Here is a 15,470-nt window from a genome sequence, read left to right as displayed (position 1 = left end):
GCAGTTGAGGGCAAGACATGACCGTCCCAGCCATTGAGCTCAAAGGGATATCCAAGGCCTTTGGGCCAGTTCAGGCCAACAAAGACATCTCGATCAGCGTTGCACCCGGTACGATCCATGGGATCATCGGTGAAAACGGCGCGGGCAAATCCACGTTGATGAGCATTCTCTTCGGCTTTTATAAAGCCGACAAAGGTGAGATCTGGATCAATGGGACAAAGACCGACATCCCGGACAGCCAGGCGGCCATCGCCTCGGGCATCGGGATGGTGTTCCAGCATTTCAAGCTGGTGGAAAATTTCACAGTTCTGGAAAACATCGTACTGGGCGCCGAGGATGGCGGGTTGCTGGCGCCATCACTGGCAAAAGCCCGCAAAGAGCTGAAAGAGCTCGAGGAAGAATACGAACTGTTCGTCGATCCCGACAAGCGCATCGACGAGATCGGCGTGGGGATGCAGCAGCGGGTCGAGATCCTGAAGGCACTGTACCGCAAGGCCGAAATTCTGATTCTGGACGAGCCGACCGGCGTGTTGACCCCAGCCGAAGCCGATCAGCTGTTCCGCATTCTCGACCGACTGCGGTCCGAGGGCAAAACAGTCATCGTGATCACGCACAAACTGCGCGAGATCATGGAAAACACCGACACGGTGTCGGTTATGCGGCGCGGGCAAATGACGGCCACGGTCAAAACATCCGAGACCAGCCCCGAGGAGTTGGCCGAACTGATGGTCGGCCGCAAGGTTCTGCTGCAAGTCGACAAAGTGCCCGCGACGCCCGGCAAACCCATTCTCGAGATCGAAAATCTCAGCGTTTTTGATTCGGCGGGCGTTGAACGGGTCAAAAACATCGACCTGACCGTGCGCGCAGGTGAGATCGTCGGCATCGCCGGCGTGGCGGGCAATGGTCAATCCGAACTGCTGGAAGTTCTTGGTGGAATGCGCCCCGGACAGGGTACGATCAAGCTGAACGGCGAACCGCTGGCACTGAGTGGGGCCGGATCAGATGGTCAGGCCCGCCGCGCGCAACACATTGCCCACGTGCCCGAAGACCGGCAGCGCGAAGGCCTGATCATGGACTTCCACGCCTGGGAAAACGTGGCCTTCGGGTATCACCGCGACCCGGCCTATAAACGCGGTATATTCATGGACAACGCGGCGTTGCGCGCCGATACCGAAGCCAAGATCGAGAAATTCGACGTCCGCCCGCCCAATCCCTGGTTGGCAGCCAAGAGTTTCTCGGGCGGCAACCAGCAGAAAATCGTTGTCGCCCGCGAGATCGAACGCAACCCCGACCTGTTGCTGGTCGGGCAACCCACGCGGGGCGTGGACATCGGCGCCATCGAGTTCATTCACAAACAGATTGTCGCGCTGCGTGATCAGGGCAAGGCAATCCTGCTGGTATCGGTCGAACTGGAAGAAATCTTCTCGCTCTCGGACCGGATCGCGGTGATGTTTGACGGACATATCATGGGAGAACGCCTGCCCCATGAGACAGATGAAAAAGAACTGGGCCTTCTGATGGCCGGTGTTGCGGGAGAGGCCGCGTAACATGGAAAAAATGCCTAAATGGGCCGATGTCGTTCTGATCCCGCTGATCAGTCTGATACTGGCCGCAATCCTTTCGGCGCTGGTCATCCTCGCCATTGGCGAAAACCCTGTCGAAGCCGTCAAACTGATGGTCACTGGTGCGCTGGGGTCGACCTATGGTTGGGGCTATACGCTCTATTACGCGACAAACTTCATGTTTACCGGTCTTGCGGTGGCCGTCGCCTTCCATGCCCGTATGTTCAACATCGGGGGCGAAGGTCAGGCGATGCTGGGCGGGCTGGGCGTGGCCATGGTCTGTCTTTATGTCGACTGGCCGCATTGGAGCATTGCCTTGCTTGCCGCCTGTGCGGCATCGATGCTGTTCGGCGCGCTCTGGGCAGCCATTCCGGCCTATCTTCAGGCAAAGCGCGGCAGCCATATCGTGATCACCACGATCATGTTCAACTTCATCGCCGCTGCTTTCCTGAATTACATGCTGGTCAATGTCATGCGCCCCCAAGGGTCGCAGGACCCGGCCACCGCGCGGTTCTCTGAAAGCGTGCATCTGCCCTCTTTCCAGGAAATGTTCTCGACCGCGGAGAACGTTGTTTTCCGCGGCGCCCCGGCGAACATCACCTTTTTCATCGCATTGCTTGCCTGCGTCGTTGTCTGGGCACTGATCTGGCGCACGCGTCTGGGTTATGAAATCCGGGCTTACGGCCATTCCGAGACTGGCGCTGTCTATGCCGGTATTTCACCTGTGCGCATCACGATTGTCGCGATGCTGATTTCCGGCGGACTGGCGGGGCTGATGGCCATCAATAACGTCATGGGCGAAGCCGAGCGACTTGTTATGAACTCGACCGAGGGCGCGGGCTTCATTGGCATCGCCGTGGCTCTGATGGGGCGTTCACATCCGTTCGGCGTGTTTCTGGCCGCGCTCTTGTTCGGATTTCTGTATCAGGGCGGCGCCGAGCTGGCGCTGTGGGCTTCGATTCCGCGGGAACTGATCGTGGTCATTCAGGCATTGGTCATCCTGTTCACCGGCGCATTGGACAATATGGTGCGCATGCCGCTTGAAAAGCTGTTCCTGGGTATGCGGAAGAGGGCTGAGTGATGGAATTTTTCGTAACCCTCATTCAGGTTCTGGATTCGACCATTCGCCTGTCCACGCCACTGCTGCTTGCCTGTCTGGCCGGTCTGTTTTCGGAACGGGCCGGGATTTTCGACATCGGTCTCGAAGGCAAAATGTTGATGTCAGCGTTCTTTTCGGCTGCAATCGCAGCTGTCACAGGGTCCGTGTGGCTGGGCCTGCTGGCCGGTATCGCATCCTCATTGTTGCTGTCGGGCCTGCACGGGCTGGCGTCGATCACATTTCGGGGCAACCAATTGATATCGGGCGTGGCCATCAACTTTCTGGCCTCGGGCCTGACTGTCCTGGTCGCGCAAAGCTGGTTTCAGCAAGGTGGGCGGACACCCTCCCTGTTTGGCGGGGGCCGGTTCGAACCGATCAACTTCCCATTCGCCGAGTCCCTCAGCGGTGTGCCGATTATTGGTCCCATCTATTCCGAATTGCTCTCGGGCCACTCGATCCTGGTTTATGTCGCGTTCCTGATGGTTCCGGCCACCTGGTGGATTCTGTATCGCACTCGGTTCGGTCTGCGCCTGCGGGCGGTGGGTGAGAACCCTGCCGCAGTGGACACCGCCGGTGTCTCGGTGGTTGGCCTGCGGTTCGCCGCCGTCGCCATCTGTGGTGTGCTGTGCGGTATTGCAGGCGCCTATCTGGCTACGGCCTTGCAGGCAGGATTTGTCAAGGAAATGACCGCTGGTCGTGGCTTTATCGCCTTGGCCGCTCTGATCTTTGCCAAGTGGCGCCCGTGGCATGCCATGTGGGCCTGCTTGCTGTTCGGTCTGCTGCAAGCGATCGCGCTGCGGTTCCAAAATATCGACCTGGGTGGCGTCGTGATTCCCGTGCAGGTGATGGACGCCCTGCCCTATATCCTGACGGTGGTGATTCTCGCCGGGTTCGTCGGCAAAGCCATCCCACCTCGGGCGGGCGGAGAACCCTACGTCAAAGAGCGCTGATAAGGCCAGTTCCGAACTGAGTTTCAGTCCTGTTCGCTGCGGAGCGGCATGCAGAGTTGATTTTGCATGCCGCAACCGTTCTAAGAGGGTATGCACGTATACCTTCCCATAGCAGAAGTTTCTGTCAGCCCATTCCTGCTTTTGGGGATCGGTGGGGCTGTCGGCATTCTGTCCGGCATGTTCGGGGTTGGAGGCGGGTTTTTGATCACCCCGTTGCTGTTCATTATCGGCATACCCCCGGCGATTGCTGTGGCCACATCAGCAAATCAGGTTGTTGCCTCGTCTATTTCGGGCTTGCTGGCCCATCTCAGACGCAAGACCGTGGACCTGAAAATGGGAAGCGTTCTGCTGGCCGGAGGGCTGTTTGGTGCGGCCCTTGGAATGGTGGTTTTCAATTTCCTGAAGCATCTCGGGCAGGTCGATCTGGCGGTACAGCTTTGCTATGTCGTGTTTTTGGGCGCCATCGGAACCCTGATGTTTATCGAAAGCCTTGCGGCCATCCGAAAGGCCAGCCAGTCAGGCAATGGTCCTGCCCCCAAGCGACGTCAGCGAACCTGGGTTCACGCCCTGCCGTTCAAGAAGCGGTTCCCGGCGTCTGGACTTTACATCTCTGTCATACCTCCGGCGCTGGTCGGTTTCGGCGTTGGTGTTCTGTCGGCGATCATGGGAGTCGGCGGTGGGTTCATCATGGTTCCCGCAATGATCTATGTCCTTGGCATCCCGACAAAGGTGGTTATCGGGACATCCCTGTTCCAGATCATTTTCGTTGCCGGGTTCACAACGATGATACATGCGTCGACCAACTACAGTGTCGATGTTGTCCTCGCCCTGTTCCTGTTGCTGGGCGGTGTTTTGGGTGCGCAATTGGGAACGCAGATTGGTGCACGTCTGAAAGCCGAACAATTGCGTATCCTTTTGGCGCTTCTTGTCATGGGCGTCGCCGGTAAAATCGGGTTTGACCTTTTTCTACCGCCAGAAGAGATCTTTTCTTTGGCGGAACCCGGGGGAGTTTGATGTTGTTTGACCCACGGCACACGACAATTACCACCCTTGAAATCTCAACCCATAACAGGCAAGCCACGGCCATACGCAAAGTAACGGTACCATGCACATTTACCTGCCCATCGCCGAAGTCTCAGTAAACGCTTTCCTCTTGTTGGGGTTGGGCGGTATGGTCGGCATCCTGTCCGGCATGTTCGGTGTCGGTGGCGGCTTTTTGATGACCCCGCTGCTGTTCTTCATCGGTATTCCGCCGGCGGTGGCTGTTGCTACCGAAGCCAATCAGATCGTCGCATCATCCTTTTCCGGAGTTCTGGCACATTTCCGACGAAAGACCGTGGACCTCAAGATGGGAACGGTATTGCTGGTTGGCGGGCTTGTTGGGGCCGCTCTGGGCGTGGTTGTCTTCAACTATCTCAAAAGCCTGGGTCAGGTCGATCTGCTGGTGACACTCTGTTACGTTGTTTTTCTTGGCGTCATCGGCAGCCTGATGTTTGTCGAAAGCCTGAGGGCCCTGCGTAAAGCCAAGAAAGGCGGCGCGGCCCCTGCCAAGCGTCGGCAGCGGGGCTGGGTCCATGCCATGCCCTTCAAAATGCGTTTCCGCACCTCGGGCCTGTATATCTCGGTCATCCCGCCAGCTTTGGTCGGTCTGTGCGTTGGGGTTTTGTCCGCGATCATGGGCGTTGGCGGCGGCTTCATCATGGTTCCTGCCATGATCTATTTGCTGGGTATGCCGACCAAGGTCGTTGTCGGCACGTCGCTGTTCCAGATCATCTTTGTGACAGCCTTCACCACGATGCTGCACGCCACCACCAACTATACGGTTGATGTTGTTCTGGCGGTCTTGTTGCTGGTGGGCGGCGTCATTGGCGCCCAGATCGGAACCGTGATCGGAGCCCGGATGCCGGCGGAACAATTGCGCGTGCTGCTTGCCGCTCTGGTACTGGCCGTATGTGGCAAGCTGGCACTTGATCTGCTTATTGAACCTGCCGAGCTCTACTCGCTTGGCAGCGGTGGAGGGCACTGAGGATGTTGCGTTCGTTTATTGCCGCCCTGTGCTTGTTCTGCATGCCCGCTTTGGCGGCGGAAGAGCAGGTTGTCCTTGGTCTCAGCCAGGACCGGGTTGCCATCACCGCGACATTCGACGGATCGGAACTTCTGATATTTGGGGCAATCAAGCGGGAAACCCCAATCCCTTCAGGCCCTCCGGTCGAAGTCATCGTCGCGGTTGCTGGTCCGTCCGAGCCTGTCACCGTGCGACGCAAGGAACGCAAGCTTGGGATCTGGGTGAACACCGACAGTGTTCTTGTCGATCTTGCACCCAGCTTTTACGCCGTCGCAACCAGCGGACCCTTTGACGACATCCTGTCCGACACCGAAGACCTGCGCTACCGGATTTCGATCGAACGCGCGATCCGCTCGGTCGGTGCCGCGATGCATATCCGGGGCGCACAGGATTTTGCAGACGCCGTAATAAGAATTCGAGAACACGAACACCTGTATTCGATCCGCGAAAATACCGTGGCAGTGGATGAACAGACCCTGTTCCGCACCTCGATCGATATGCCCGCCGACCTGACCGAAGGCGATTATACCGCCCGGATTTTCCTGACCCGTGGCGGAGAGGTCGTCTCGCAATATGAAACGATCATTGATGTTCGGAAAGTTGGCCTAGAGCGTTTTTTGTACAATATGTCCCGCCAGCAACCCGTCTGGTACGGTCTGATGTCGCTGGTTATAGCGATCGCGGCAGGCTGGGGCGCCTCGACAGCCTTCCGGCTGTTGCGAGAAAAGTAACCGTCATCCTCGGCCGATATAGGGCATGGTTGTGGCCATGACGGTCATGAACTGCACGTTGGCCTCAGGCGGCAGGCTTGCCATATGCAGAACCGAACGCGCGGCGTCTTCCACGGCCATCGTCGGGTCCGGTGTCTCGCCAGCGGCTTGCGCCGCGTTAACAAGGCCCTGAACCATCTGTGTACGCGCGTTTCCGATATCAATCTGCCCGCAGGCGATTCCAAAGCGACGCCCATCCAACGAAAGGCTGCGCGTCAGCCCTGTAATGGCGTGCTTTGTGGCCGAATAGTGTACCGAATTCGGGCGCGGAACATGTGCCGCTATCGAGCCGTTGTTTATGATCCGGCCGCCCTGTGGATTTTGGTGACGCATGATTTTGAAAGCTTCACGCGCGGAGAGGAACATGCCGTTCAGGTTCACGTTGACGCTTTGGTACCAATCGTCCAGAGCGATCTCGTCGATCGTGCCGCCCGGCGCAAAGATCCCGGCGTTGTTGAACAGAACATCCAGCCGCCCGGTGCGGTCTGTAAAAGACCGAAAAGCCCGTCCAACCGCATTCGGGTCGGTCACATCCGCAGGCAGGACGATGGCTGCCTGATGCTCTTTTGCCAGAGCATCCAGTTTGTCTTTGCTGCGCGCCAACAGCCCGACCGTCCACCCTTGAGACAAGAACAGCAGGGCCGTTGCCCGGCCAATACCTGAACTGGCACCCGTTACGATGATGGATTTCATGTCTCTTCCGCCTCCAATGTCAGCGACGCCGCCGGAATCGCCCTCAAGTCATCCACACGCAGGGGGTGCGTGGGCTTTGACAGGCGATTTCGCACCACCCAGATCAACCGCTCTTGCGCGCGCGTGATCGCGACATATGCCAGACGCTTCCACAATGGCTGTCCGGCCTCGGTCCGGCCCATACGAGCGGCGGCATAGAGGTCCGGAGCGAACACCTGAACCGTATCCCATTGTGACCCCTGCGCCTTGTGGATCGTCACGGCCGCTCCGTGCAAAAAGGTCGCCCCCATGCGGGCAGCGTAGGGAATAAAAGGCTCTTCCTCGTCCGGTTTTTCGATCTGAACGATCGAGGCGGCACTGACCTGAGGGTCTTCGGCCCCCATCACGTGAAGACGCGAGAACCCCGGCTTTCGTCCCGGCCCCAGATATACCACCTGAGCTCCTTTGATCAGCCCACGCGCCTCAAGGTCCAGCCGTTTCTTGCGATGTTTCAGGGGCAATTCGATCCCATCACAAATGAGCGGTTCACCTGCCAGCAATTCTGTATCCGGTGCGCCGTGAACTTGCCGGAAGGCCTGTATCAAACGAATGCGCGTGGCGTTGCGCCAGACGAGAACCGGGCTTCGGGCCATCAGATCGACCTCAACCCGCTGGCCCCAGACAACTCGGTCATCCCTACGGGCTGTTTCTTCGATCAGTCGCTCGAAATCCTCAAAGCCCATTGCCGGGTCAGCCAGCGCATGCGCAAGATCCAGAATTGGATTGTCCGCATCCTGGCGGTGCACCCGCTGGAGTGTCAGCTTCCTGGGTTCGGGCAATGCCTCGAAAACCATGCTGCCGGACTGGTTTACCGGTGCCAGCTGAGCCGGGTCGCCGAACAACAGAAGGGTCGGGAAAATCTCTTTGAGATCATCGAACTGACGGTCATCCAGCATCGACGCTTCATCGACAAACCCGATATCCAGTGGTTCGTCACGGCGCTTCCACCCTGTGATGAAATCCGACCCTCGCAAACCGGCAGCGGCCAAGGCCCCGGGGATCGATTTGTTATTTTGATAGAAAGCAGCCGCGCGATCCAAGGCTTCATCCGTCAAACCTTCGATATCGGGGCGTTCGTCATTGCCGGCCAGCCATTCCGCAATACGCTCGTATTCCGGATCATAAACCGGCGTGTACAATATTCGGTGAATCGTGGTCGCAGGCACGCCGCGCAATCGCAGAACGCTTGCAGCCTTGTTCGTCGGGGCCAGGATGGCAAGGCTGCGCTTGTCTTTCGATTTGCGGCTTTCATAATCGCCGGACACGATCTGAACACCCGTCTCTGCCAGTGCCTTGTACAGCTCGGCCAACAGCAGTGTTTTGCCCGAGCCGGCTTTGCCGATCACGGCCATCACACCGGATTTTCCTGCGCCCGGCAGTTTCAGAAGGGCATCATCTTCCAGATCAACACCTGCTGCCCGCAGCATCTCGGCGATGCTGTCATACGCGGCGGCCTGATCATCTGAGAACGTTACATTCGGCAAGGACATGGCGCGACCCTACAGGGCCGCGCCAGCCATCACCAGATGTGGATTGGCGTTTTCCGACACTTAAGCGGACAGGGCGAACCGGTGCTGTCTCTTCGGCCCGAATGCGGCCTTGAACCACATCCGAGACAGGTCGCGCGGGATGCCCGCACGCTCTGCCACACGGTTGCAGTCATCCGCGGAATAGGGCCACAATCCGACTGAAATCTGATCGCGCCCGCTGCCCTGGGTTCCCAGAACCTCGGGCGATGACCCGATCAGGCGATAGATTCTGATCATCCGGGCATCGAATACACCGGCAATATGCGTCAGGCCGAAACCTTCCATCATTTCACCGCCGCTCAACATGATGGCGCCGGCAGTATGCGGGCTGGCTGTTCGGGACAGGCAGAACCGGGTGACCTCCCAGATCAGGGGGCTGCAAATCGGCTTGCCGCCATTCAGATGACCAAAAACCTCATTGATCATCACCCGACCGGTCGTAGGCAATACACGCATCGACCCTCCGTGGCTGCCATCCGGCTCTTCCCAGATGACATAAAGCGGATTGAGATCATCGTATTCGTCCCGTTCTTCGCCCTTCTCGTTGACGTGGACATCCCACCCCAACCGGGTCTTGAACTGATCCGCACGATCTTTGAACATCCCCTCTGCCAGAGTCGGAAATCTGTGTAACTCATCGGCATATAGATAACGCAGCATGACTTGTTCCCCTTGTCGTCCTGTGCAGGAACGAAGGGAGTACAGAGTCGTGGTTAATTTTGCGTGTGGAGGCCGTTCACCTCTTAAACCACTATTAATCCCCGGCTGAGTGCCGTGGCGATTGCGTGGATTGTGTTATGTGCGCCCAGCTTTGAGCGCGCGCTTTCAATGTAAACACGCAACGTATGCTCAGAAATCGTCAGGGAATGGGCCACTTGGGCGCGGCTGTAACCCAACGCCAAAAGTGTGATCGCGTCGATTTCCCTTGGCGACAAGCTGCGCGGGCAGTCCGGCTGCCTGTCTTTTTCAAACTCCAGCGCCTTGCGATTTATGTAATGCGCAACAAGAATCAAATCTCGCCCGTAAGTCGAGATAAAGTTCTTCCAGGTTTGATCATCACAACTGTGGTTGACCGTGAACAGGGCGAACTGACCATTTGGACCCCGAATTGGGATGGAATACCCCTGATTTCCAACGCCATGGTTTTGCGCATCCAGAAGGAAAGCCTTTGCCACCTTGCCGGACCAATCCAACGACTTCCAGTCAACCGGATGAAACCGCTGGAAACACCCCAAGATCACAGGGTCGATACGGTGATAGTTTTTTTCCCTGTAGCGCTCATCCCAGGCGTCTGAATAGGTGGTGTAGCCGTATTGATCTCCGGCACCGTCAACCCAGTGATACGTCAGGTGCTCGACCTTCAACGCGTCCCGCAAACGCTCAGCTACGGCGCTGAGTTCTTCAAGCGTGTTGGTGTTTTCCAAATCCTGAAGGATTTGACCCAAATCGACCTTCGTTGCCATTCGCGGGCGCTCGTGCCTCGTTCTTCAAGGACGCAATCTCGGCAGCCGCGATCAGTCTTGTGTCATCAAGCTGCTCTGCAAGCGCGCTCAAACCATTCGCAACGGCGAAAGCATTGAGGTCCGACAATACGTCCAATATCCACTCATTTTGCGCCATCAGGGTCTCTCTGAAACAGTTAACGAAGGGTTAACACAACCATAACATGTATGATCTTTTTTGGCCTATTCACCGGTTTCTACTCCCCAAAAATAGCGATGGGCAAAATTGCAAGCATTTGAAAGATTGTCAGAGGCCTGAAAAACACAAAAGACCCGCGAACCAGCAAAGTGATTCGCGGGCGTTTTTTGTCTACAACCCTGGCGCGTTATCAACCTGCGTCCAGGACTTCCTCGAGGGTACGCAGACCAGTACGCGGCGCCTGAACAAGAACGGACATATTGCCCGGCTTGTGCTCGTTCCGCAACATTTTCATGTGGGCCTCGGGCAAGTCATTCCAGGTGAACACCTCGGACATGCAGGGGTCAAGGCGGCGCTCGACCATCAGCTTGTTCGCGGCTGCCGCCTGCTTCAGATGAGCAAAGTGCGAGCCCTGCAAACGCTTTTGGTGCATCCACATGTAGCGCACATCGAATGTACAGTTGAAACCCGATGTTCCGGCGCAAATCACGACCATACCGCCTTTTTTCACAACGAAGGTCGATACCGGGAAAGTGCTTTCACCCGGGTGTTCGAACACCATGTCAACATTGTTGCCTTTGCCGGTTATGTCCCAGATCGCCTTGCCGAATTTGCGGGCCTCTTTGAACCATTCGGCATATTCCGGTGTGTTGACCGTGGGCAATTGACCCCAGCAGTTGAAGTCACGACGGTTCAGAACACCTTTGGCGCCCAGACCCATAACGAAATCACGCTTGCTTTCGTCTGAAATCACACCGATTGCATTTGCGCCTGCGGTATTGATCAATTGGATTGCGTAGGACCCCAGACCCCCGGATGCGCCCCAGACCAGGACATTCTGACCCGGTTTCAGATCGTGTGGCTCGTGGCCAAACAGCATCCGGTATGCGGTTGCCAGCGTCAGGGTGTAGCACGCCGCTTCTTCCCATGTCAGATGCTTGGGGCGCGGCATAAGCTGCTGTGCCTGCACGCGGGTGAACTGGCTGAACGAGCCATCCGGCGTTTCATAGCCCCAGATCCGCTGGCTGGGCGAATACATCGGATCACCGCCGTTGCATTCCTCGTCATCGCCGTCGTCCTGGTTGCAGTGGATCACAACCTCATCGCCAACTTTCCAGCGCTTCACCTTGTCGCCAACGGCCCAAACGATGCCCGACGCATCCGAACCCGCGATATGGTAGGGTGCTTTGTGACCGTCAAACGGGCTGATCGGCTGCCCCAGAGCGGCCCAGACGCCGTTATAGTTGACCCCTGCGGCCATAACCAGAACCAACACTTCGTTGCTGTCCAAGGTTGGAACATCTACAACTTCCTGCCGCATGGCGGTGTTCGGCTCACCATGACGTTCTTTGCGAATGGCCCAAGCGTACATTTGCTTTGGGACATATCCCATGGGTGGGATTTCACCCATTTCATACAGATCTTTTTCAGGTGCCTCGTACGACGCGATACCACTTTCGGTGTCCAAAGCCATGCCGGCCTCCTCTGTTCAGTGCCTTTGCCGCGACGCAGAATCGCGCGCTTCACAGACTGGAATATTGGTCGATGAGTAATATTGCAACCGTTTTTGGTGCAATATTGTAATTTTATGACCCAGCGGTTGCAGAAAGCTATTTTGCGGCTGCAGAAACCTGGTAACTTGAATCCGTTGGGACGGATGCGGCGTAATAGTCCAGAAGATCGCCGCGCTGACCTGATACGGACAGCATATTCCCCTGTCGGTTCAGAACCCGGCGTTCAACCAGTTGATCCAGAGCATTTGATATGGCCTGCGAATTGTCCTTGGTCTGCGGATCATCGCGCTCCATCATCTGTCGGATTTGTGACAGCACGTCTTCTTCGGACATCGGGCCGTTGTCACGCACCAGCAAACAGGCCGCTGGTGCCGGCACCAGCGGAATAGCATGCTGGATACGCTGCATCAGCGCCCGGGCCAAATCCGTCATCATGTCGTCACTGCCTTCAGCCCGGAATTCCCTGAGAGAGATCGGCCTGCCGTACCGGACGGACGCCAGACCGAACCGCTTGTATCGGCCGATCAAACGACGCCAGATCTGTTTCACTATCCAGCGCGTGATGACGCCGATCCGTGCGCGAAACCGTCGCTCTGTCCCAAGTGCTGCGCGGGTCAGGATGGTGTCTTCCAACACACGGTCGTAATTCAGGGCAACCGGGACAAACACCACATCGCGCCCCTGTGCCGACGTTCCATCCATAATATATTTGAGCAGTCCAAGCTTGGGGCGCGCAATAGCCCCGGTCAGGCTCAGCCCGCCTTCTGGAAACATGGCTTGAGTTACGCCGGCTTCGGTTGCGTGGCGCACATAGGTGGACAGAACCTGACGATAGAGTTCGCTGCCGGACTTGCGCCGGATAAAATACGCCCCCATCGCCCGGATCAATCGGCTGAGCGGCCAGACCCGGGCCCACTCTCCGACAGCATAAGACAGTGCAGAATGTCGGGCTGCAAGATACGTGACCAAAACGTAATCCATGTTGCTCCGGTGGTTCATGACAAAGACAACCGTAGCTTCGGGGTCAATGCTCCTGACGGATTCTTCGTCCTGATAGCTAAGCCGCACCTCGTAGAATGTGTTGCTCAGCAAGCGGGCCAACCGGATCGCAAAGCTGAAATAGGCGAAGGCCGAAAAGGACGGAACGATCTCTCGGGCATAACGACGTGCCTGCTCCGAGGCGACGGCCTCGGGCATGCCGGTTTCACGGGCATGTTGCTGAACCGCCTGGCCGACCTGCGGATCATAAATCAAGCGCTGGATCATGTCGTGCCGACGCGCCAGCTTGAAGGGCTGGATCGGGCGTTGAAGGCGCTGGTTCAGGCGCGCCACCGCGCGTTCCAATCTGCGACGGAAAAACCAGCGGACGGACGGAAACAGGAAATGCGATGCGAAAGTGACCATGGCAAAGACCACGATCAGCACGAAAAGCCAAAGCGGAAGTTCCACGGTTTGCGTCATGGCGGCAGATTGCCACCAATCACAGCCGCCCACAATCTGAACAATTGCGACATGCCGCAACGCAGCGAATTGACATGTCCCGAAAATTGCGCTTTAGAACCTCAAGACGTAATTTTATTGCCCACTGAAACGCGAGGCCCCGCTATGACGCAGACGCAGAAAGATCGCCCCTGGCTCATCCGAACCTATGCCGGTCATTCCACGGCCAAAGCCTCGAACGCGCTTTATCGGGGGAATCTTGCGAAAGGCCAAACCGGCCTGTCCGTGGCCTTCGATCTGCCCACGCAAACAGGCTATGACAGCGACCACACCTTGGCCCGCGGTGAAGTCGGCAAGGTCGGTGTGCCGGTCTGTCATCTGGGCGACATGCGGGTTCTGTTCGACCAGATTCCGCTTGAGCAGATGAACACATCGATGACGATCAACGCCACTGCGCCGTGGCTTTTGGCGCTTTATATCGCCGTCGCGGAAGAGCAAGGCGCGGATGTATCCAAACTACAGGGCACGGTTCAAAACGACCTGATCAAGGAATACCTGAGCCGCGGCACTTATGTTTGCCCGCCCAAGCCGTCGCTCAAGATGATCGCGGACGTGGCCGAGTATTGCTATACCAATGTTCCGAAATGGAACCCGATGAACGTGTGCTCGTATCACCTGCAAGAGGCGGGCGCGACTCCAGAGCAGGAACTGGCCTATGCCCTAGCCACTGCCATCGCCGTGCTGGACGAATTGCGCCCACGTGTACCTGCCGAGGATTTCCCGGCGCTCTGCGGCCGGATTTCCTTTTTTGTGAATGCTGGCATCCGCTTTGTCACCGAAATGTGCAAAATGCGTGCCTTCGTGGATCTTTGGGATGAGATCCTGCAACAACGCTATGGCGTTGAAAATCCGAAATTCCGTCGATTCCGCTATGGCGTGCAGGTGAACTCTCTGGGCCTGACCGAGCAGCAGCCCGAAAACAACGTCTATCGCATCCTGATCGAGATGCTGGCCGTTACCCTGTCGAAGAATGCCCGCGCCCGAGCGGTGCAGTTGCCCGCCTGGAACGAGGCGCTGGGTCTGCCGCGCCCGTGGGACCAGCAGTGGTCGATGCGGATGCAGCAGATCCTGGCCTACGAAACCGATCTCCTGGAATACGATGACCTATTCGATGGCAACCCCGCTGTCGATGCCAAGGTGAAAGAGTTGAAAGAAGGCGCGCGGGCCGAACTGGCCAACCTGGATTCGATGGGCGGCGCGGTCGCTTCGATCGAATACATGAAGTCCCGACTGGTGGATTCCAACGCTGAACGCCTGAACCGGATCGAACGCAACGAAACCGTTGTTATTGGTGTGAACAAATGGATCGAAGGCGAGGCATCACCCCTGCAAACCGAAGACGGTGGCATCATGGTTGTTGATCCTGCCGTGGAACAAGAACAGATCGACCGCCTGAACACGTGGCGCGCAGAACGGGACGAAGCGGCCGTAACCGCTGCCCTGGCCGCGCTGCGTGAAGCGGCACAGACCGGGGCAAACATCATGGAACCGTCCATTGCCGCCGCAAAGGCCGGCGCGACAACGGGCGAATGGGCCGAAGAAATGCGCAAAGTCTATGGAACCTATCGCGGCCCAACTGGTGTTTCGGGGTCTGTTTCGAACAAGACCGAAGGGCTGGACGACCTGCGTGCCGCCGTTGATGCCGTCAGCGACAAGCTGGGCCGGCGTCTGAAGTTCCTTGTAGGCAAACCCGGGCTGGACGGCCATTCCAACGGTGCCGAACAGATCGCCTTCCGTGCCCGCGATTGCGGTATGGACATCAGCTATGAGGGCATTCGCCTGACACCCGAAGAAATCGTTGCGGCCGCCCGCGAAGATGACGCGCATGTCATTGGACTGTCGATCCTGTCCGGCAGCCACCTTCCACTGGTCAAAGACGTCATGGAACGTCTGCGGCAGGCAGGGTTATCTCATATCCCAGTAGTGGTGGGCGGCATTATTCCGGACGAAGATGCCGAAAAACTGAAAACCATGGGTGTGGCCAAGGTCTACACCCCGAAAAACTTCGAACTCAATTCGATAATGGGCGATATTGTTACTCTGGCGGATCCTCGGAACCTCGCCGCAGAGTAAATTAGCTGCAAGGCACTTTTTCTCCTGTTTCCGTC

The 15,470-nt window shown here is 57.4% G+C and carries 13 protein-coding genes; 7 read left to right on the top strand and 6 right to left on the bottom strand.

The window, feature by feature from the left end; translation table 11 throughout:
* The first annotated feature begins 17 nt into the window (after positions 1–17).
* The 6 genes from ACR0LI_RS14275 (at position 18) to ACR0LI_RS14250 (ending at position 6,407) form a co-directional block, all read left to right on the top strand.
* On the top strand, positions 18–1,547 hold the full coding sequence (locus ACR0LI_RS14275) for an ABC transporter ATP-binding protein (protein ID WP_171634889.1): 1,530 nt from the start codon (positions 18–20) through the stop codon (positions 1,545–1,547).
* 1 nt (position 1,548) lies between these two features.
* Positions 1,549–2,643, top strand: a complete 1,095-nt coding sequence (locus ACR0LI_RS14270) for an ABC transporter permease (RefSeq protein WP_171634892.1) — start codon at positions 1,549–1,551, stop codon at positions 2,641–2,643.
* A complete protein-coding gene (locus tag ACR0LI_RS14265; RefSeq protein ID WP_171634895.1) occupies positions 2,643–3,611 on the top strand; it encodes an ABC transporter permease in 969 nt (322 codons plus the stop codon). Before ACR0LI_RS14270 ends, ACR0LI_RS14265 begins: the two co-directional genes overlap by 1 nt.
* A gap of 90 nt (positions 3,612–3,701) precedes the next feature.
* Positions 3,702–4,625 carry a sulfite exporter TauE/SafE family protein gene (locus ACR0LI_RS14260; RefSeq protein WP_171724258.1) on the top strand — a complete coding sequence of 308 codons (924 nt, stop codon included), beginning with the start codon at positions 3,702–3,704 and terminating at the stop codon, positions 4,623–4,625.
* Between the two features lie 91 nt (positions 4,626–4,716).
* The gene (locus ACR0LI_RS14255) at positions 4,717–5,637 is read left to right on the top strand and encodes a sulfite exporter TauE/SafE family protein (RefSeq protein ID WP_171634900.1); all 921 of its coding nucleotides are present in this window, start codon (positions 4,717–4,719) and stop codon (positions 5,635–5,637) included.
* Between the two features lie 2 nt (positions 5,638–5,639).
* Positions 5,640–6,407, top strand: a complete 768-nt coding sequence (locus ACR0LI_RS14250; protein ID WP_171634903.1) for a TIGR02186 family protein — start codon at positions 5,640–5,642, stop codon at positions 6,405–6,407.
* Positions 6,408–6,410: 3 nt separating this feature from the next.
* Here the strand turns inward: ACR0LI_RS14250 and ACR0LI_RS14245 are convergent, their stop codons facing one another.
* The 6 genes from ACR0LI_RS14245 to ACR0LI_RS14220 all read right to left on the bottom strand — a co-directional run bounded on the left by ACR0LI_RS14245 (position 6,411) and on the right by ACR0LI_RS14220 (position 13,323).
* A complete protein-coding gene (locus ACR0LI_RS14245; RefSeq protein WP_210093324.1) occupies positions 6,411–7,139 on the bottom strand; it encodes an SDR family oxidoreductase in 729 nt (242 codons plus the stop codon).
* The gene (locus ACR0LI_RS14240) at positions 7,136–8,668 is read right to left on the bottom strand and encodes an ATP-dependent DNA helicase (RefSeq protein ID WP_480485759.1); all 1,533 of its coding nucleotides are present in this window, start codon (positions 8,666–8,668) and stop codon (positions 7,136–7,138) included. Before ACR0LI_RS14240 ends, ACR0LI_RS14245 begins: the two co-directional genes overlap by 4 nt.
* 60 nt (positions 8,669–8,728) lie before the next feature.
* Complete coding sequence (locus tag ACR0LI_RS14235; RefSeq protein ID WP_171171131.1) at positions 8,729–9,367, bottom strand: acyl-homoserine-lactone synthase; 639 nt, start codon at positions 9,365–9,367, stop codon at positions 8,729–8,731.
* 83 nt (positions 9,368–9,450) lie between these two features.
* Positions 9,451–10,170 (bottom strand): helix-turn-helix transcriptional regulator, encoded by a 720-nt coding sequence (locus ACR0LI_RS14230; protein ID WP_480718718.1) that lies wholly within the window; start codon positions 10,168–10,170, stop codon positions 9,451–9,453.
* Positions 10,171–10,538: 368 nt separating this feature from the next.
* Complete coding sequence (gene ccrA, locus ACR0LI_RS14225; protein WP_171634911.1) at positions 10,539–11,822, bottom strand: crotonyl-CoA carboxylase/reductase; 1,284 nt, start codon at positions 11,820–11,822, stop codon at positions 10,539–10,541.
* Between the two features lie 136 nt (positions 11,823–11,958).
* Complete coding sequence (locus ACR0LI_RS14220) at positions 11,959–13,323, bottom strand: 1-acyl-sn-glycerol-3-phosphate acyltransferase (protein WP_480718717.1); 1,365 nt, start codon at positions 13,321–13,323, stop codon at positions 11,959–11,961.
* On the opposite strand from ACR0LI_RS14220, the gene ACR0LI_RS14215 reads away from it, so the two are divergent.
* A complete protein-coding gene (locus ACR0LI_RS14215; RefSeq protein ID WP_480718716.1) occupies positions 13,246–15,435 on the top strand; it encodes a methylmalonyl-CoA mutase family protein in 2,190 nt (729 codons plus the stop codon). The two genes, ACR0LI_RS14220 and ACR0LI_RS14215, sit on opposite strands and share 78 nt — an antisense overlap.
* Positions 15,436–15,470 lie beyond the last annotated feature (35 nt).

The sequence above is a fragment of the Ruegeria sp. CL7 genome (genome assembly GCF_056536445.1).
This window is presented reverse-complemented; position numbering and strand designations above follow the sequence as displayed.

Bases quoted from the DNA above. Each gene is read 5' to 3' on its own strand.
- ACR0LI_RS14275 (WP_171634889.1), top strand. From the start codon at position 18: ATGACCGTCCCAGCCATTGAGCTCAAAGGGATATCCAAGGCCTTTGGG.
- ACR0LI_RS14270 (WP_171634892.1), top strand. From the start codon at position 1,549: ATGGAAAAAATGCCTAAATGGGCCGATGTCGTTCTGATCCCGCTGATC.
- ACR0LI_RS14265 (WP_171634895.1), top strand. From the start codon at position 2,643: ATGGAATTTTTCGTAACCCTCATTCAGGTTCTGGATTCGACCATTCGC.
- ACR0LI_RS14260 (WP_171724258.1), top strand. From the start codon at position 3,702: ATGCACGTATACCTTCCCATAGCAGAAGTTTCTGTCAGCCCATTCCTG.
- ACR0LI_RS14255 (WP_171634900.1), top strand. From the start codon at position 4,717: ATGCACATTTACCTGCCCATCGCCGAAGTCTCAGTAAACGCTTTCCTC.
- ACR0LI_RS14250 (WP_171634903.1), top strand. From the start codon at position 5,640: ATGTTGCGTTCGTTTATTGCCGCCCTGTGCTTGTTCTGCATGCCCGCT.
- ACR0LI_RS14245 (WP_210093324.1), bottom strand. From the start codon at position 7,139: ATGAAATCCATCATCGTAACGGGTGCCAGTTCAGGTATTGGCCGGGCA.
- ACR0LI_RS14240 (WP_480485759.1), bottom strand. From the start codon at position 8,668: ATGTCCTTGCCGAATGTAACGTTCTCAGATGATCAGGCCGCCGCGTAT.
- ACR0LI_RS14235 (WP_171171131.1), bottom strand. From the start codon at position 9,367: ATGCTGCGTTATCTATATGCCGATGAGTTACACAGATTTCCGACTCTG.
- ACR0LI_RS14230 (WP_480718718.1), bottom strand. From the start codon at position 10,170: ATGGCAACGAAGGTCGATTTGGGTCAAATCCTTCAGGATTTGGAAAAC.
- ccrA (WP_171634911.1), bottom strand. From the start codon at position 11,822: ATGGCTTTGGACACCGAAAGTGGTATCGCGTCGTACGAGGCACCTGAA.
- ACR0LI_RS14215 (WP_480718716.1), top strand. From the start codon at position 13,246: ATGCGATGCGAAAGTGACCATGGCAAAGACCACGATCAGCACGAAAAG.
- ACR0LI_RS14220 (WP_480718717.1), bottom strand. From the start codon at position 13,323: ATGACGCAAACCGTGGAACTTCCGCTTTGGCTTTTCGTGCTGATCGTG.